This is a genomic window from Paenibacillus sp. Z6-24, assembly GCF_054161335.1.
In genome coordinates, this window is record NZ_CP096398.1 from 2609071 (window position 1) to 2627306 (window position 18236).

At 48.1% G+C, this 18236-nt stretch carries 15 protein-coding genes; 3 read left to right on the top strand and 12 right to left on the bottom strand.

Going from position 1 to position 18236, the window contains the following annotated elements:
• Positions 1-529 precede the first annotated feature (529 nt).
• The 3 genes from M1D61_RS11405 to M1D61_RS11415 all read right to left on the bottom strand — a co-directional run bounded on the left by M1D61_RS11405 (position 530) and on the right by M1D61_RS11415 (position 2893).
• Complete coding sequence (locus tag M1D61_RS11405; RefSeq protein ID WP_458122483.1) at positions 530-1078, bottom strand: GrpB family protein; 549 nt, start codon at positions 1076-1078, stop codon at positions 530-532.
• Between the two features lie 86 nt (positions 1079-1164).
• Entirely contained in the window at positions 1165-2355 is a 1191-nt protein-coding gene (locus M1D61_RS11410; RefSeq protein ID WP_458122484.1) for an alanyl-tRNA editing protein, read from the bottom strand.
• Positions 2356-2440: 85 nt separating this feature from the next.
• On the bottom strand, positions 2441-2893 hold the full coding sequence (locus M1D61_RS11415; protein ID WP_458118604.1) for a GNAT family N-acetyltransferase: 453 nt from the start codon (positions 2891-2893) through the stop codon (positions 2441-2443).
• 330 nt (positions 2894-3223) lie between these two features.
• Here M1D61_RS11415 and M1D61_RS11420 point away from each other — a divergent pair, with 330 nt between their 5' ends.
• A complete protein-coding gene (locus M1D61_RS11420; protein WP_458118606.1) occupies positions 3224-4933 on the top strand; it encodes a methyl-accepting chemotaxis protein in 1710 nt (569 codons plus the stop codon).
• 97 nt (positions 4934-5030) lie between these two features.
• Here the strand turns inward: M1D61_RS11420 and M1D61_RS11425 are convergent, their stop codons facing one another.
• From M1D61_RS11425 to M1D61_RS11445, 5 genes are all read right to left on the bottom strand, one after another.
• Positions 5031-5858, bottom strand: a complete 828-nt coding sequence (locus M1D61_RS11425) for an aldo/keto reductase (RefSeq protein ID WP_458118607.1) — start codon at positions 5856-5858, stop codon at positions 5031-5033.
• 265 nt (positions 5859-6123) lie between these two features.
• Positions 6124-6342: an NAD(P)H-binding protein gene (locus M1D61_RS11430; RefSeq protein WP_458122485.1), complete on the bottom strand. Its 219-nt coding sequence runs from the start codon at positions 6340-6342 to the stop codon at positions 6124-6126.
• A 186-nt stretch (positions 6343-6528) separates the two neighbouring features.
• Positions 6529-7557 carry an acyltransferase family protein gene (locus M1D61_RS11435; RefSeq protein WP_458118608.1) on the bottom strand — a complete coding sequence of 343 codons (1029 nt, stop codon included), beginning with the start codon at positions 7555-7557 and terminating at the stop codon, positions 6529-6531.
• A 351-nt stretch (positions 7558-7908) separates the two neighbouring features.
• A complete protein-coding gene (locus tag M1D61_RS11440; RefSeq protein WP_458118609.1) occupies positions 7909-8958 on the bottom strand; it encodes an LLM class flavin-dependent oxidoreductase in 1050 nt (349 codons plus the stop codon).
• A gap of 85 nt (positions 8959-9043) precedes the next feature.
• Complete coding sequence (locus M1D61_RS11445; protein ID WP_458118611.1) at positions 9044-10690, bottom strand: tetratricopeptide repeat-containing diguanylate cyclase; 1647 nt, start codon at positions 10688-10690, stop codon at positions 9044-9046.
• A gap of 286 nt (positions 10691-10976) precedes the next feature.
• Between M1D61_RS11445 and coaA the strand changes: the two genes are divergently transcribed.
• Both coaA and M1D61_RS11455 read left to right on the top strand, forming a co-directional pair.
• Entirely contained in the window at positions 10977-11906 is a 930-nt protein-coding gene (gene coaA / locus M1D61_RS11450) for a type I pantothenate kinase (protein ID WP_458118613.1), read from the top strand.
• Positions 11907-11969: 63 nt separating this feature from the next.
• The gene (locus M1D61_RS11455; protein WP_458118615.1) at positions 11970-12338 is read left to right on the top strand and encodes a DUF423 domain-containing protein; all 369 of its coding nucleotides are present in this window, start codon (positions 11970-11972) and stop codon (positions 12336-12338) included.
• A gap of 261 nt (positions 12339-12599) precedes the next feature.
• Here the strand turns inward: M1D61_RS11455 and M1D61_RS11460 are convergent, their stop codons facing one another.
• The 4 genes from M1D61_RS11460 to M1D61_RS11475 form a co-directional block, all read right to left on the bottom strand.
• On the bottom strand, positions 12600-15407 hold the full coding sequence (locus M1D61_RS11460; RefSeq protein WP_458118616.1) for a chitinase N-terminal domain-containing protein: 2808 nt from the start codon (positions 15405-15407) through the stop codon (positions 12600-12602).
• 247 nt (positions 15408-15654) lie between these two features.
• On the bottom strand, positions 15655-16722 hold the full coding sequence (locus tag M1D61_RS11465; protein WP_458118618.1) for an AI-2E family transporter: 1068 nt from the start codon (positions 16720-16722) through the stop codon (positions 15655-15657).
• A gap of 146 nt (positions 16723-16868) precedes the next feature.
• Positions 16869-17756 carry a fumarylacetoacetate hydrolase family protein gene (locus tag M1D61_RS11470; protein WP_458122486.1) on the bottom strand — a complete coding sequence of 296 codons (888 nt, stop codon included), beginning with the start codon at positions 17754-17756 and terminating at the stop codon, positions 16869-16871.
• A gap of 90 nt (positions 17757-17846) precedes the next feature.
• Positions 17847-18158: an L-rhamnose mutarotase gene (locus M1D61_RS11475; protein ID WP_458118619.1), complete on the bottom strand. Its 312-nt coding sequence runs from the start codon at positions 18156-18158 to the stop codon at positions 17847-17849.
• Positions 18159-18236 lie beyond the last annotated feature (78 nt).

The following is an 18236-nucleotide window of genomic DNA, read 5'->3' on the forward strand; positions in this document are numbered from 1 at the left end:
AATGTTCTTTTTTCTTTTTTTGTTGCTAGAATGAGATGGATGATGGGTTTGTGTTTTGGTGATAGGTATATTTGGTTTTATTATTGTGAATTTTTCATATATTGAAATTGTTTTAATAGTGAAGTAGGAGATTGGATGATGGTGAAAAAATTATCTTCTATCAAATCTACTTTATGAAGCTATTTATCTAAATAAAATACTCATTTAAGTGTTTTCATGGTTCGATATCTTTCTTTTTATAATCGTTTTCATCTTTCAGTCTTTTTGTATTAACTTTTAAAATGATATCTAAGAAAAGTTGAAGTACTATTTTCTCCTTTATCATCAGTAAAGATAATAAAAAGCACTTCTATACGTTTTTCGGTTAACCGCAATGGGTTTCCCGTTAAGTGTATAGAAGTGCTTTGTTCAGACCTATTTTATTATCGAGCTATTGGGCAATAGAACATCTGCCATCACTACTTATTTTACATAAACGCTAAATTCATAGTTAACGCTGTGGTATTTTTATTCATACTGGCAGTACTGTCTATTGCTCCGCATTTCTCAGCTGGAATATATGCTGAATATAAGCTTCCTTGTGCGCCGTGTACTCCTGAATGCCTTCTGTCTTTTGCTTGGTAAATGCTTTCTTAACAGCCTCATACTCCTGACGAGCAGCTGCATGGGTATTCATATAATCTCTGAAAAACAGCATATCCTGCCAATGTTCGCTACGATATGGGAGCATATGAATAAAATGTGTTTTGATCTCAAACGAAGGATCACGAAAACGGGCAAACACAATCTCATCCGGACGCTCCACCTTCAATCGATAAAATCCGATACTGCGCAGCGCAGATTCATACTGATGCGCCTCCACCTCCAGATGCGTGACGCCCAGTGCAATATCCAGAACCGGCTTGGCCTGAATGCCTTCAATGGCTGTGCTGCCAATATGCTGAATCTGCTGTTTATCCAGCTGCGGAATGGCTGTATGGATCAGCTCCCGTATACGTTGGAATTCTTCTTTCCAGGCAGGATGATACGGCGCGAGACGTACTTCGTTACGAGCGAGACCAAGTGCCGGATGCTCCATCTCCAATCTCTCCCTTCCTTTATGCCAATGAAATCGCATCATCAGACAATGTTATAGCATGGACGAACGCAATACGATCTGCATTATTATTCAGAAAGCTGGGCAGACGCATATTCATAAAATCCCAGCAGGTCTTCTTCATTCGCAAATCCGCCCTGTGCAGACTGGTCATTGCCACCGCCTTTGCCGCCATACGCTGCCAGATGCTCTTTAAAAAAAGCGCCGCAGCGCAGTTCGCTCTGCTCATGACGTGCCAGTAGAATCTTGTAATCCCGCTTTGTAGCCAACAGCACATTTCGTTCTTGCAATGTCAGCAGCTGTCTCGCTATACGCTGCAGATCCTGCAGTGATTTATCGTCAAACAGATGTACCAGCATACGTTCGTCCGCTGCCTCTGCCTGACGGATCAGCCGCTCCGCCAGATACTGGTCATTTTCACGGCGCAGCTGATCCATCTCTGCTCTCAACTGCTGCTGTTCGTCTTCCCATTTGCGGAAACGCTCAACTACATCCTTGCGCCCCGTATTGAAACGGGTGGTGAATACATCCAGCGTCTCCAGAGCTTCCCTGTAATCAGCCAGTGCACGGTAGCCGTATTTAAAATACAGCCGGATATGTCCTTTTTGCTTCTCGGCCCGGTACAGCTTCAGGATACCCAGTTCACCGGTACGGGAGACATGAGTGCCCCCACAGGCATTATGCTCTACACCTTCAATTTCGACAATGCGGATAGAATCGGTCATTTTGGGCATCTTGACCAGCGTCAACTTTGCCAGTTCCTCTTCATTGACAAAATAGCTATGTACCGGAAGATTCCGGTAAATATACTCATTCACCTGCTGTTCCAGTTTAGTCATCTCGGCAGCAGACAGCGCCGGACGGTTAATATCGATAGTGGCATAATCTTCACCCATATGAAAGCTCAGCGTCGCTGCTCCCAGCTCGCTCAGACAGATGGCAGAGAGCAGATGCTGCCCGCTGTGCTGCTGCATATGATCGAACCGGCGCTGCCAATCGATCTCACAATGCACGGCTATACCTGACTCTAACCCGGCGATCTGCTCCACCTGATGAAAGATCTGTCCCTCCCGGCGCTGCACATCCAGTACCTTTACACCATTAATGATACCCGTATCGCAGGGCTGACCTCCACCTTCCGGGTAGAAAGCCGTCTCTTCCAGACAGACATAATACTGGCTCCTATGCTCATATGCCTGGGTAATGACTGTATCCCAGCTGGTCGTATAGGCGGAATTATAATACATTGTATTCATAATATAGATGTTTCCTTTCCGGATACGGTTTTATGCATTTCTTCGTGTAACGGTAGCAATCCTGGCTTTATTGTAATAAGAGATCGGATCAGGTCTGTTTTTCTGTCAGCGTCTTCACCATGATACGGTGCGGGATACCAATCTCGTTGAACGGCTCGCCGGTAATTTTGTACTGCAATTTCTCATAAAAGACAACAGCCACCTGCCGGGCATGCAGCATAATATCCAGGTATCCCTGCTCTCGGGATACTTCTTCGGCATGCTGAACCAGCTTGCGTCCAATATTCTGGCCCCGCAGCGTCTCGTCCACAGCTACTTGCTTCATTTGCAGGGTACGCGAATCTACGGGCTTGAGCAGCAGGACGCCGACGACTCTTCCCTCACATAGAGCGACAATATGGGTCGCATATTCTTCGTCCTCCAGATTCTCGTCCCAGAGGCTCATGCCGAGCGGCTGGCGCAGTACACGGTCTCTTAGCTCCAAAGATTCCCGGTATAGTGTGTCGTCGGTCAGAATGATTTGGGTCATGATCTCACTCACAGTCGATTCCTCCAATTGTGCTTTTTTTACAAATGATGAAATATCAATACGCATGTATGAAGCAGTTAATCATATCTCTACGAGAAGATCAAGCCAAAAAGACAGACCACTCCTGCCTGCCCAAAACAACTCGCTTCTTAAAACTCCAAGAATAAAAGATACTTCTGCTAATAATTTAAAATTTTTTTGCATATATTACATTATATGTAACTTATACTTAATTATAAAATATGTAAACTGGTTCTAAAGAATGATATATATTCAAAAAATGAACGCCGATATAATAATTAAATTGCCCATATTATCAAATCCTACAAACAGAGGTGGACTATGAAATTTAAAATGAACATTATGAATAAAATCCTGCTGGGCTATATTATTATCGTGCTTTGTTTTGCAGCAACGATTATAATTGTGCATTCCAAGATCAACCAGTTGGAGAAAAGTATGACTTTCGTCGCAGGTCATGATATGCAGGTTCATGATCTGGCCAACCAGATGAAACTCAACGTTGTAGATATGGAAACCGGTCAGCGCGGCTTTGTTATTACGGGCGAAGACAGCTATCTGGTTCCCTATAACAAAGGCAAAAAGGCATGGGTAGAGAAATACAATGCCCTGTATCCACTGCTCGCAGACAATCCAAGCCAGCAGGAACATCTAAATGCAATGAAAAGCCGGATTGAGAACTGGATTAATGTCGCCGGCGAACCGGTTATTGAGCTCAAGCGGGCCAACAATACGGCAGCACTGAATCAATTTTTTATAACTGATCCGGGCAAGACCGATATGGATGCTTTCCGGCAGCAGGTCGACACATTCCTGGATACCGAGACGCAGTTAACGATTACGCGTGTAGAAGGTATTCATTCCAGCAATGTTAGTCTAAAAATTCTGCTCTATTCCCTGCTGGCAGCTGTAACAGTACTGTCCATTGTAATCGGTACCTTCATTTCCCGCCGAATCAGCAAAAATGTCAAGGCGGTTACAGCGACTATTGACGATATCGCTTCTTCGGGTGGCGATCTGACACGCCGGATCAAAGTGAAAAGCAATGACGAGATGCGGGATCTGGGCGATGCAACCAATGCACTTCTTACCAATCTCCAGCAAATTATCAGCGAAATTAAAGATAATACCGTGCAGCTGGCTGAAGCATCTGTACAGTTGGAAAGAGGCGCTTCCGAAAATGCAAGGTCTGCGGCGGAAGTCTCGCAGTCGATCCAGCGTGTATCCGAAGGCGCCGAGAATCAGGTATCCCGCACAGAAGATATCTCTGCGGTCATGGAGCAATCCATCGCCGGTCTCGATGTAGTCGCCGGTACAACCCATGAGGTCGCCGGTCTCGCCAGAACAACCAAGGATCTGGCTTCTGTCGGCGAAGCAAAAATCCACCGGAGTGTAAGCAGTGTAGAAGGAATGGCACATGCCTTTAAGGAAATCCAGAATAGTGTGCGTGAGCTGGCTGAGCGTTCACGAGAGATTCTGTCGATTACCGGTTACATCTCGGAGACATCCAATCAGACGAACCTGCTGGCACTCAACGCAGCGATTGAGGCGGCAAGAGCCGGAGAGCACGGTCAGGGTTTCAGCGTCGTTGCGGATGAAATTCGTAAATTGGCCGACCAGTCCTCCCGTTCCACCAAAGAAATCAGTGTCATTATCAGCTCCATGACGACCGGTATTCAGAGTATTGTACAGCTCGTCACCGATAGCGCAAGCAATGTGGAAGAAGGTGTAACTTCCCTGAATGAAGCAGGAGATACTTTCGGTACCATTGTGCAGCAGATCGATTCGCTGAATGCACAGATTACCGATGTAGCAGCCTCTGTGGAACAAATGTCCAAAGGTACCCAGTCCGTAGGTTCGGCTCTGCAGGAGATTACCCGGATCACCGAAGAGACCGCCTCCTTTACCGAAGAAGTCTCTTCCATGACCGAAGAACAGACTGCTTCCCTCACGCAGATGTCATCTACTACCGAAAGACTGAAAGAAATGTCATCCTCCCTGGAGACCGTGGTCAACCAGTTCAAAATTTAATCAAAATTGCATAAAAAGACCGACACGTTTACAATGTGTCGGTCTTTTTAATACCCTCATCTACAGTCTTGTACTGGATGTCTTACATACAGCGATATTAGAAGTTGAAATTATCCGGATCGGCGCCAAAACGTTGATTCTGGTTCAGATCATCGATTTGCTTCATATCTTCCGGTGACAATTCAAAATCGAAAATGTCCGCATTTTGTACAATGCGCTCCTGCTTGATCGACTTGGGAATTGTAACGATCCCGCTCTGCAGATCCCAGCGCAGCAGTACTTGAGCGATAGATTTACCATACTTTTCACCAATCGCCTGCAGTACTGGATTATCCAGCAGGCGTCCCTGTGCCAGCGGTGCCCAGGCTTCGATCTGGATGCCCTGCTCTTTGCAGTAATTGCGCAGCTCGACCTGGCTCAACAGCGGATGAAGCTCAACCTGATTGACCACAGGACGAACCTTGGCATCTGCCAGCAAATCTTCCAGATGATGAATCTGGAAATTGGATACGCCAATCGCACGGACTTTGCCGTCCTCATACAGCTTCTCCAGCGCTCTCCAGGTATCTTTGTATTTGCCTTTGACCGGCCAGTGTATGAGGTACAGGTCCACATACTCCAGTCCCAGCTTGCTCAAGCTCTGTTCAAAAGCCTGAAGGGTGCTGTCATAGCCCTGATCCGAATTCCATACTTTGGTTGTCACGAACAACTCTTCACGAGGTACGCCGGATTCCCGGATCGCCTGACCAACACCATCTTCATTTTGATAGAGTGCTGCGGTATCGATGCTGCGGTAACCCGCTTCGATCGCCCATTTGACCGAGCTTACAACTTCATCACCATTTTCCACCTTGTAGACACCGAGTCCGAACCATGGCATCTCGACGCCATTGGACAATTGAACCGTTGATTGCAAATTTTGCATGACTATTCCTCCTGTGTATATGATAGTTGCCCCAACTAATTATAACGTAATTTAAAATTAAAAATAAATGAAACAAACACGAATCATTTGAAAGGGAACCTATCCATCGATTTAATGCCATTCTCTCGACGTTGGAATGGGGACCGCCGCTTCATATCTTCGATAAGCAGCCACACTATACACTATACCCGTCCCCAAAAAGAACAATACTTAGAAATATCAAATTAGAATAACGAAAACTAACGTTTCGTTTAAGACAACTCCATTATCGCCCAACGTTAACGATCTTCCTGGCCCAGGTTGGCTCATTCGTCGCTGCCCTTACGAGGCAGTCGGCGCAGTCAGCGAAGGAAAGTAGCCGGAGCGGAGAAATGCGGGTCAAGGGGTCTGCCGTATATTTCGAAGTGGCGGCTACGTCGCTAAGAGCTGAAGGTCGTACAATGACCCAATCTAATTCGCTCCGCTGTACTGTACGCTCGGCAATGGCCTTGTCCTCAACCGCTCCAACTAATTACCACATCTGTATCGGTCAAGGTCCTGGCAATACTTGACCGGATCGGTGTACCAATTCACCCTTAAACGTTCATATGTAGCTTTTGAGCAAGGTATGGTGTCCCCCTCTTTACTATTTCCGCCAATCAAAAGACAGACATGAACGGCCTGTATCCAATTATCCGTGTCCTGTCTGCCCTTCCCTGCCGGCATGACCGGGATTGCGCTTGAATATCCGGCGGACATGCGGCTCCACCAACCATCGCAGCCAGGTTCGAATGCTGCCAAGCGACAGAATAACAGTAATGATCAGCCCCAGCGGAATCAGCAGCAGCTTGCTGGCCGCCGTATCCAACAGATCATACAGTCCGCCTGCAGTCAGCGCCATAATCAAGAATCCGTGCAGCAGATATGTGTACAGCGTATTCATCCCCATTCCAGAGACGAGAGGAATCGTACGGCGCGGTACCAGACTGAGCACCGCTCCACCGACCAGTACGGCAAGCGCATAGACGCCGATCCGATAGATGCCTGCACTCCATTCATTGTGCCCCAGCGTTTCATACGAGAAGCTGCCGTAGAACCATTCCTTGCGATAGAGCTGCGAATAGAGACAGATGACGGCAAAGGAACCTCCCAGCACAACCGCAGACAGAATGCGCATTCCTCTGCTGTGCAGCCGACTAATCATCGATTTATCCAGATAATAGCCTGCCAGAAAAAATGGAAAAAACACAATCGTGCGGGAGACACTGGCATAATACTGGGCATCATTCGCATAACCCGCCAGCAAGGCAATGCCTATCGCGATCGGCAGTGCATACCGGATACGAATAATATAAGGCATTGCTACCTTCCACAGAATCATACTGAAGAAGAACCACATCAGCCAATAGGGGGTAAAATAGGAAAATACCAGCTCCGCACGGTCATAGATCCAGTAATCGAACAGCGAATAAAGTGTCTCGAATACCAGATACGGAATAACCAGTCGGCTGATGACTTTGTTCAGGGAATCACCTGTACCGATATTTTTGGCAAAATAGCCGGAGATCAGTACAAACATCGGAATATGAAAAGAATAAATAAGCAAATACAACGGTCTCAGCAGCGGATCGTCATACAGCGGCTCAATGAGATGGCCAATTACGACCAGCAGAATAAGCAGAAATTTCACATTATCAAAATAAGCATCCCTCTTGGTCACGCTCTACACTCCTTTCACAAAGAGGACCCTGATCAAAGCGGTCTTTTATGTTCAATGCTGGAGAGGGAAATCGTATCTCGTGGTTGTTTAGTTTGGTAATTTGACAGTTATGGGGTCTTATACCCGCAGTCACTGGGCATGAACCCAATTGTACCAACCATGACGATGGATATCCAATCGGGCAGTTTGCATCAACATATTAATGGTCCGACTGATCACTTGCTTCGGCTGCTTTACAGCAGGCAGGTATACAGCACAAAACCGGCACTGCCTGTAGATCGCAATGCCGGTTTTGTATGTTGTCGTTATAATTTCGAATAAATTGTAATTAATTCCTGATTTCAATAGAAATTAGCGGGACTGTACCGGTTTGCTAATCCCTGCTGCTTCGCTGATGATCTCGTAGGAATGCAGGCGCGCTTTATGATCATAGATCATGCTTGTAATAATCAGCTCATTCACTCCGGTGTCTGCAATATACTGCTGCAGACCCTTTTTGATCGTCTCCGGTCCGCCCTTGATCGTGGAGCGAAGCTGCTTCTCGACAGCAGCCTGTTCGTACTCCGACCATTTGCCGGTCATGTCAGCCGGTGGCTTGATCTGACCGGTGCGTCCACGGATAATATTCAGGAACTGCTGCTGCATAGTGGTGCTGAGCCATTCCGCTTCCTCATCCGTATCCGCTGCAATTGCATTTACACCGAGCATGGCATAGGGTTCCTGCAGCACATCGGATGGTGTGAAATATTCATGATAAATTCGCAGCGCACGCTGTGTATAATCCGGCGAGAAATGGCCAGCAAAAGCAAACGGCAAGCCTTTCTGAGCAGCCAGTCGGGCACTGAAATCACTCGAACCAAGCAGCCAGATCGGTACCGACAATCCTTCGCCAGGCACCGCACGTACTGGTGCATGATACGAAGTGGCCGAAGCATCGAAGAACTGTGTCAGCTCATCCAACAGCTCGGGAAAGTCTTCTCCGCTGTTAATATCCCGGCGAAGTGCCAGCGTCGTACGGCGGTCACTGCCCGGCGCACGTCCGAGACCCAGATCGATTCGTCCGGGATACAAGGATTCCAATGTACCGAACTGCTCGGCAATCACGAGTGGTGCATGGTTCGGCAGCATAATGCCGCCGGAGCCAACGCGGATTGTTGACGTGCCACCTGCGAGATAGCCGATAACGACCGAAGTCGCAGAGCTGGCGATTCCGGGCATATTGTGATGCTCGGCTACCCAGTAACGATTGTACCCCCATTTCTCGGCATGCTGGGCGAGATCCAGGCTGTTACGCAAAGCATCTGCGGCAGTGGCTCCTTCATTGATAGGTGCCAGATCCAGCACAGACAGTGTTATATGATCAGGAGCGGTGTCCTGAGGTGATGAATGATGTTCAGACATAGATATGCCTCCTTCTTGGAAATAATAGAAGTTCAATAGACTATTATCCGCTTTTTTGATTCAAATTGCCAGTCAATCTCTTACTTTACAGGGAATCTCCGACGACACGATTGCGACCCGAATCTTTGGCTTCATACAGTCGGTGGTCGGCAATCGCCAGCAATTCGGTTCGGTTGATAGCGATCCCGGCCATTGTACTCACTCCTAGACTGGCAGTCACCGGCAGGTTTCCAGTAATTGTGCTCCAGTCCGCCGAATGAATCGCCTGACGCAATCGATCCGCATGGTACAGCCCCTGGGCTGCATCCGTATCCGGCAGTATGGCTAGAAATTCTTCGCCGCCGATCCTTGCCAGTGCTGAAGAGGAAGGCACCGTAAGCGAAAGAATCTTGGCCAGATGCACCAGCACCGTATCACCGACCTGATGGGACAATGTATCATTGATCGTCTTGAAATGATCCAGGTCAATCAAAATGGCAGTCACCGGCTTGCCCTGGGCAAAAGACTCTTCCAGCAGTTCATCCATATATGGTTCGATATATCGACGATTATGCAGACCGGTCAGCGGATCACGAAGGGCCAGTTCACGGAACAGCTCGCTGTCCCTTCGTGCTTCCTCTGCATCAAAAGTGATCTGCATGATGCGTGCCCGCGCCTCCCGTTCACTCGAACGCAGTTTCTCTCCCGCTTCGTGGTAACGCTTGTACTCTTCATAGGCATTACGATAATCGCCTCCTGCCGCATGCAGCTCGGACTGCTGCAGTCGGACACGTACCATCAGCCCCGGCAATCCATGTTCATGACACAGATGCCTTGCTTCATTAAGAGTCTCCTGCGCCTCGATCAATTTGCCCTGGAGCCGCTGCGCTTCAGCAGCTGTCAGCAGGCATTCCGGCAGAACCATCAAATCGCCGAGTTTGCGGCTGAGCGGGTCATTCACGACCGGCGCCAGGGTCTGCTCAGCTTTGGCCGGCTGTCCCAGCAGAATCTCTACCTGAGCAATAGTATCCAACTGGGAAGCTCCCAGTTCAACGTGTTTGCGGTTGGCGAGGTCACGTAATTTATTGATCAGTCTGTATGCTTCTTCACCCTGTCCCATCTCATAACGGGTATACGCCATATTATTGAAAGCAAACATTAACAGCTGGGTATCATCCATCAGTGTAGCCAGCATCAGCACTTCTTGAAAGCGGCGCTCCGAATCCTCATAGGCACCAACCTCATCCAGTGTGAGCGCTAGCATCATCAGATGGTCTGCCCGTGTGGAGGGCGGAGCCGTATCCGGCAGTTCCCTTAGCCCGGCTATCGCATGCTGCAATGCGCTCTCATTATCTCCTACCCGGCGGTAAAAGCCTGCAATCAGGCGATGACTGCGTGCAAGAATATGAGCATATCCATTCTGCTCTGCCCATTGATGAATATGGAACATGATCCGTCCGGCTTCTGCCACTTTTCCCTGCCGGGCCATGACATCCGACTGGATCAATCGGGTCCGCTGTCTCAGCTCTTCGTCATCCAGCTTTTCCACCAGAATAAGGGCTTTTTGCACGGCTGCAACTGCTGTATTTGTGTTGCGATACGGCATAAGTTCGAGAATATCCAGCATTTCGGCAAACTGCTCTGCCGTATAGCTCTCCATATCATCTATATTAAAAGCATTTATATTTTTTTCATTGCTAAAATGAGTATAACTACGAACTGGAACAAAATGTCGATTAACGGATTTGGTCAAGATAAGTCCTCCTTATCACAAGCAAAGACACCAGCCTGTTATGTAAAACAACGATCTGTATCTATTTATATAGTCTATAGTCCTAGTTCCTTATGTAGTCTATATTAACACTGCTTATACCTAAAATCTTTAGCAAACTTGTAACTAACCGTAATAAATTTGGCATTGAATTTCTTGTATTCTTCATCCAAATTGAATGGTGATATTTCATTATCCGAAGAAATGAGGTTTTTATGCGCCAAATTTGTTACACTAGAAATAAAAAAAATGCAGAAAGTGAGAGCACATGAAACGTTATTCGCCATACATTGAGTTCGATCGCAAGGACTGGGCTTCCTTGAGAGATCAACATACTCCACTACCACTAACCGAACCGGAACTTGAACAGCTGAGAGGATTGAATGAACATGTTTCTCTGCAGGAAGTGGAAGAGGTCTACCTGCCGTTAACCCACCTCATCCATCTGTATGTGGGTGCTTCTCAGCAGCTTCACCAGCTCACCACTACTTTTCTTAAGAAAAAAGCCCGCAAGACTCCTTTTATTATCGGTATTGCCGGCAGTGTCGCTGTCGGCAAAAGCACGACCGCCCGCCTGCTGCAAACCCTTCTCTCCCGCTGGGACACCCATCGCAGAGTCGATCTGGTTACGACAGACGGGTTCCTGTATCCCAAAGCGGTACTGGAAGAGAAAGGCATTATGAACCGTAAAGGTTTTCCGGAAAGTTATGATATTAAGCGTCTGATGGAGTTTATGGGAGATATCAAGTCCGGCAAGCCTGACGTGAGAGCGCCCAAATACTCGCATTTGACCTATGATAGAATTCCCGATGAAGAGAGCATTATCAATAACCCCGATATTCTGATTGTCGAGGGCATCAATGTGCTGCAGGTGAAGAAGCAGTCACCGCTGTTTGTCAGTGACTTTTTTGATTTCTCCATCTTCATCGATGCGGATGAGACCAATATTGCCCGCTGGTATGTAGAGCGCTTTCAATTACTGCGCCAGACGGTATTCCAGAATCCCGATTCGTATTTCCACAACCGGTTCGGGCATCTGACAGCAGAACAGGCAGAAGAAGCGGCCCAGCACACCTGGAAGACCATTAACGCCAAAAATCTGCATGAGAATATCCTGCCGACCAAGGGCCGTGCGCAGCTGATTCTGCGCAAGGAAGCGGATCATAGTATCCAGAATATCTTCCTGCGCAAACTCTGAGCAGACATCTGATGTATCCTGACATCTTCAGCATCTCAAATCTTATTGACGGAGGAACGTACATTGCAATCCATTCTCGTGATCGGAAGTATTATGATGTTTCTCGCGGTAGCACTGGGAGCATTTGGCGCTCATGCGCTCAAAGCCAAGCTATCACCGGATATGATGAAAATTTATGAAACGGGCATTCAGTATCATATTGCCCACAGTCTTGGCATGCTCATTATCGGTGCGTTGTCCCCGAATTTCCTAGATGGGCAAAGTCTGGCAATCACTGCAGGCTGGTGCTTGTTTGCCGGTATTATCCTGTTCTCGGGCAGCCTGTATGCACTGAGCCTGAGCGGTATACGCAAGCTGGGAGCAATCACCCCGCTTGGTGGCCTGCTGTTCCTGGCCGGATGGGTACTGCTGTTGATCGCTGTACTGTCCTGATCGGAAGGCTGATCTTGAGCACTTATGCTTACACTGCATATTGCCCATCCCTGCACTGCTATCCCTATTTAATCGGAACCGTATATATGTGGAATCTATAAAAAGCCCCGAATCGTACCGCTGCAGATAGCTGCAACGGAAGATTCGGGGCTTTTTGCTTTTTGAAATGATCCTTTTACAGATGCAACTTAGTGTAACGCAAAAGCAGCTCTTATTATAAAGCTTGGTGTCTGTCACGTAAGCTCATCTGATGAACGAAACTTAACGTGTGACGCGAACAGTCATTTCTTCACTGCGGGTCGAACCTGCAGCATTTACCAGCTCGGCGGTGTATACATACTCGCCCGGCACCCTTCCGTTCACTGCGCTGACTGCATTTTGCGCCTGTGGAGTCGCTGATTTCAGAGATTGGGTATCGATCAATTTACCATTTTCATACAGACGGTATTCGGAAGCATTCGTTCCCCACCACATATTCATCGTAATCGAATAGCTTCCATCACCATCCCAGTTATTGCTGGACAGTACCGGCTTGCCTGGTGCTGCTTCTTTTACTTCCACCCTCAGCGGCTGGCTTTTGGTCGTACCGTAGCTGTTGGTTAGTTCCAGTACATACGTGTACGTGCCGTTGGCTTTGCCCTCAATATCCTGCGTTAGCACCTGAGCGGCTGGAGACTGGGCAGCCAGTTTGCCTTCGCTGATCAGCTTTTCATCTTCATACAGTTTGTAGGACGATCCGTTATTGCCCCACCACATATTCATCGTAATCCGGTAATCTCCATCACGCAGGCCGGTATCCTGTCCATTATTGTCGGACAATACTGGCATGCCCGGAACACCTGTTGCAAGAGAATCTTCGGTTGGTGGCGTCGGTTCTTCGGTATCTGCGGCCATAATATCCGCAATGCCTCTTGGTTTCAGCTGGAAGCTGTCCTTAAAGATGGCAGCGATCCCGCTAATATCGACCTGATCACCCGCCTGGTAAGGGAAATCCGCCAGTGTCAGTCCTGTGCGTCCATCCACACGCACATGGGTTTTTACTTCACCAGCTGTATATACATCACTCGTCACATCGAATTCAAATGATCCAGCCGGCGTTGCGCTGGCAATATTGCTGATCGTGACATTTTTCAGCTGAATCAGCTGTCCCTGATTATACGTATTTACTGTCACTGCAACAGCAGGCTGAGGCAGTGCAGTTGTACCTGTTTTCTCAATGGCAATCGGGTCCGTCAGTTCCAGTTCGGAGTTATACACGGTCGTCGGAGCCGTAATCTGAATGACATCACCCTGGGCAAATCCGCTCTGGTTCTGGTAGACGTAGATTCCGCCAGTCTCATCCTGCATGTAGAATGCCTGTCCGCCAAATGAACCTGGCGCTGAAGTCACTACGCCCTTGACTGTAACTACAGTGCCGGGAGCTTGACTGCGAGCACTCTTAATATCCGTCAGTGCAGGAATCTGCACACCACCGCCATCATCCGGCAGCGGTTCTGCCGGTACATTGGCGATATTCACCGGAGTGGTCAGCAGGTTGCTGCCATTCTGGCGCAGACGCAGACTTGCTGTACCTGTCGTACCCGGCTTGATGCGAATCGTCAGATCTTTGATCGCATGTCCCTTGCTGTCTGCTGTCAGACTGTATGTGGAACTGTAGCCGTACGATGCAGGCCATGTACCATCTGCATTCTGAATCTGGGCTACCTGGTTACCACCTGCTACATAAATACCTGTACTGAATCCTGTCACCGTGCTGTTCGGCGTCAGGTCATCGGCTACAATACGCAGCTGAAACTCCTCGGCATTGGGCAGCTGAGCCTGGTGTACAAAGCTGTAGACCGGATTGGCTACTGTAACCGTACTGCCATAGGAACCTGGCTTAAAGGTAGATGGGTCCCACCAGTTATACCCGGCTGCCGGTGCAGACCACGGTTCTGCCTGCGGTTCTGTCGATGTCTGCGGCGTCTCGATCGCCAGCTGTGGTGTAGGCTGATCCAGTCTCAGACCTTCTACTTGATCCAGACGGGTATAGTTCTCGTCAGTGGACAGCCAGTTCACAGTGTTGACCAAGAGAGTGGCATCATCCACTTCCTTGAATCCGTCATAGGTGGTTTTTCTGGTGCCTGTCTCTTCCCGCAGATATTTTGGTGTGGCGTCTTCTACAGGCGAAGAATCACCGATAAATGCCGCTTTACCCTGTCCCAGCTTGGAGACGGCAACATAAGGTCCTTCTGCCACTCCGCCGCCATTATAGACACCCTGGTCTACCGCATTGCCCCAGGCATCATTAGTCTCCGGCAGATAGACGATCCCCTTTGCTTTGGTCGGATCGGTAATCGCGAGTGTGGAGCCTGCGTGCATCGCTACACTGCTCACACCTTCCGTAATGCCAAATGCCTGATCGGGAGCCACTACATTCGTCGCATTGATATCTCCGAGTGCATTGTAGCGGAAACGGATACCAAAGTTATCGGAAAGCCAGTCCGAACTGACCACATCCTTCATCGCTGCCGAATTGCGCTCGGCTTCGGACATTCCCTTCGCAGGATCTGCCCAGGCTCCGCGGCGGAATCCGTTGATTGACTCCGATCCGTCCCAGCGATTTTTGTTACGGTCTGCATTATAGTGATCGCCAATGAAGAAAATGCTGCCGCCGCTTTCTACGTACTGTTCCATTGCAGCCTGTTCACTTGTTTTGAAAGGAATATTCGGTTCAGCGATAACGAACACATCATATGGGCTCAAATCGCTATATGTAAATGATACGGTCTTGCGCAGTTCCCGGACATCATAGCCATCATTTGCTAATGCGTTGGCAAAATCCGAGAATCCACCATCGATGACCCAGTCTGCCGCACCAGCCGTCTGACCGTGCGTATTGTCGAACAGCACTTTTTTGCCAGCGTTTTCATTTATTACTTTGGCAGCGATAAAAGGTGCCGGATCACTGGCTGTCTCTGCATGAACCATCATGTCCTCTCCGCCAAATGCCATTTGCAGCGGCCAGGCCAGCGATACTGCCAGCAGTGTTTTCCATCCTTTGGACTTGAGTCCGTTCCATGTAACCATAAATTGCCCCCTGTAACCGAAATAGTGTGTAACAGCAATATCTTATCATGGAAATATATACAAAAGTCTTGAATTTTGTAAAATAGAAACCTATTTATTCATATACCAAAAATTTTCTATTCCAGTGGGCTTATTACCAAATAAAATAGACGCTTTCCCCGATTCTTTAGGGGAGAGCGTCTATCGAACAGAACCTGGATAACAACCTGTTGATGTATATCCTCATAGATTCCTATCATTTCATTGTTTATTCCGGCAGTCTCGCTGCAGGCTTATCTTCTTTGGACCGGCCTGCTCTCCCCCGGTTGACACCAATCAGGTCGAGGAAAAAGACGAACAACGGGATACCGATGATCAGGCCCCATGGCCCGATGAAATGCTCGGAAAAAATCAAAATCACAAACGTATAAAATACCGGCAGATTCGTTTTGCTGGACATCAGCTTCGGATTCAGCAAATAGGCTTCAATGGCATGAATGATCAGGATCAGAATGATTAGATACAGCACATATCGAATACCGCCCACACTTAGTGCGGTGAGACTGAGCGGTATCAGGGAAATGAATACCCCGGCTACCGGTACAAGACCCAGTACGAACACAATCACCGCCAGACCGATCAGATTCGGGAAACCCATAATCCACAACGCTGCAATGGTCAGAATCGTATTGATAAAGGAAATCAGCAGCTGGGCTTCAATAACTTTGCCGAATGTATTCAGAAACATTTTGCCGAAATAGCCCACTTCCTTGAAAAACCAGCTGAGCTTGCTGTCCTGAAACGATGACGTAAACCGCATAATATGCGAACGATCCAGCAAAAAGAACAGACTCAGCAGCAGTGCAATACAGAGCTGCGATCCGATCTGGCTAATCTTGAGCAGCACCGTAAATCCCGGTCCGATAAAATGTCCTACATTTTCCAGCACTTGCTCAATGTTGAGAGTACGCAGCAGTTCCACAATATAATGATTCCACTTGCTTTCCTGCGGATTCATGTATACATTCTGTATCATTCCATAAATCTGAACCACCTGCGTACTGACAGTCGGCACCATACGATAGACCCCCCAGCCAATCACACCAACCAGTACAACATAGACAAGCGGAATCACAAAGAACGGTGACACATTGGGAATTACCCGGCGGAACAACTTCATTACACCGTTATACAAGCTGCCAATCAATATAGTTAGCAGCAGGGTCATCAGAATGATATTCATCATGCTGGACATTGAATAAATAATCAGCACAAGGATCAATAATACAATGATCCTTCTGATTCCCTCATAGTTAATCCACTCTCTTACCTTCATCCACAGACCTCATCTCTATTTATGTCCACTCCTTCCATAATAACGTGTTTGGGCTCCGGTGTCACCGCGCGCATGTAAAAGCATTGTTAATTATAGCGATATAGCGGAGATGGAAATGGCCTCCAGCCTTAGTATTGCTGCTAATTTTAACGAACAAATGTATTGGTCAGACGTCCCAATCTGTCGATCTCAATGGTTACCACATCGCCAGGAGACAGCCACCTGCGCTCATTCTCCGATAATCCCATAATTACCCCCTCCGGTGTACCGGTCAGGATGATATCTCCCGGCTGCAGCGTCATATGCTGCGACAGATAATGGATCAGCTCATCACAATGAAAAATCATATCGGATGTATTGGAGTTCTGAACTTGTCTATCATTTACATAGGCACGGATGCCGAGCTGATTCGGATTGCCCACCTCATCGGCAGTAACCAGATATGGTCCCAGCGGAGCGAAGCCTGCTCCCGTCTTGCCAAGCAGCCACTGGCTGGTCCGCATCTGCAGATCACGAGCCGACAGATCGTTGGCTGCACAGTAACCAAATACATAATCCAGTGCCTGTTCCCTGCTGACGTTCTCGGCGGTTTTCCCGATAACGATGCATAGCTCTGCTTCGTAATCGAGCTGTTCGGTGACAGCAGGAATACGGATTTCTTCCAGATGTGCCGTGACAGCATCCGAGAACTTGCTGAATACGACTGGAGTCTGCGGCTCGGGCATATTCGTCTCTGCTGCATGCTTGCGGTAATTCAATCCGATACAGATGACCTTGCCCGGCTGTGGTATGCAGGGCAGCCAGCGTACCTGGTCTTCTGCCAGCAGCTCGCCGGCATAATCAGTCCAATGATGATTAAGCAGATGTTCTATGCTGGTATGTAACATTTCCAAGCGGACCAGTTCCATTGCGGTACGAGGCAGCCTTATGCCATCCGGCATAGTCTTCTCCAGAACCTGCAGCGGCAGGATCCCCTTTTCCAGACGGATACCCAGCTGATCCTGACCGTCAAACTGATAATGAACATATTTCATCACAAATACACCTCCAACATCCATGATGACATGTCGGAGGCGCTTATACAACTTTATAGATGCCATGGATAACCGTGATTTGTGTACGTTTTACGAATGATAGTGGAATACTTCCGGGATCACTTCCGATGTCGTTCCCTCTGTATTAATGAGCAGCAGATCGGACATGTACTGCTGCCAGCGCTGGTTGGCTTCATGATCTGCCAGCTGCGCCATCGCCTGCTCATAATTTTCCACTTCCATATAGGCGAACAGCGTGCCTCCATGCAGAAAAATGCTGTATGTCCGGATGCCCACTTCACCAAAAGCCTGCAGCAGCTCCGGATAAACAGCTTTATGGCGGCGGATATACTCTTCATGATCTTCCGGCCGGATATTCAGTACAAAGGATACTCGTTGCATCGTGATACACTCCTCTATGATTGGATTATGTACAGCAGACGGGCATCCGGAAAAGTATAATTCTCCGGATGGTAACCT

Coding starts and splice junctions, on each gene's coding strand:
- M1D61_RS11405 (WP_458122483.1), bottom strand. CDS start 1,078: ATGGAGCATCCGGCACTTGGTCTCGCTCGTAACGAAGTACGTCTCGCG.
- M1D61_RS11420 (WP_458118606.1), top strand. CDS start 3,224: ATGAAATTTAAAATGAACATTATGAATAAAATCCTGCTGGGCTATATT.
- M1D61_RS11425 (WP_458118607.1), bottom strand. CDS start 5,858: ATGCAAAATTTGCAATCAACGGTTCAATTGTCCAATGGCGTCGAGATG.
- M1D61_RS11440 (WP_458118609.1), bottom strand. CDS start 8,958: ATGTCTGAACATCATTCATCACCTCAGGACACCGCTCCTGATCATATA.
- coaA (WP_458118613.1), top strand. CDS start 10,977: ATGAAACGTTATTCGCCATACATTGAGTTCGATCGCAAGGACTGGGCT.
- M1D61_RS11460 (WP_458118616.1), bottom strand. CDS start 15,407: ATGGTTACATGGAACGGACTCAAGTCCAAAGGATGGAAAACACTGCTG.
- M1D61_RS11465 (WP_458118618.1), bottom strand. CDS start 16,722: ATGAAGGTAAGAGAGTGGATTAACTATGAGGGAATCAGAAGGATCATT.
- M1D61_RS11470 (WP_458122486.1), bottom strand. CDS start 17,756: ATGAAATATGTTCATTATCAGTTTGACGGTCAGGATCAGCTGGGTATC.
- M1D61_RS11475 (WP_458118619.1), bottom strand. CDS start 18,158: ATGCAACGAGTATCCTTTGTACTGAATATCCGGCCGGAAGATCATGAA.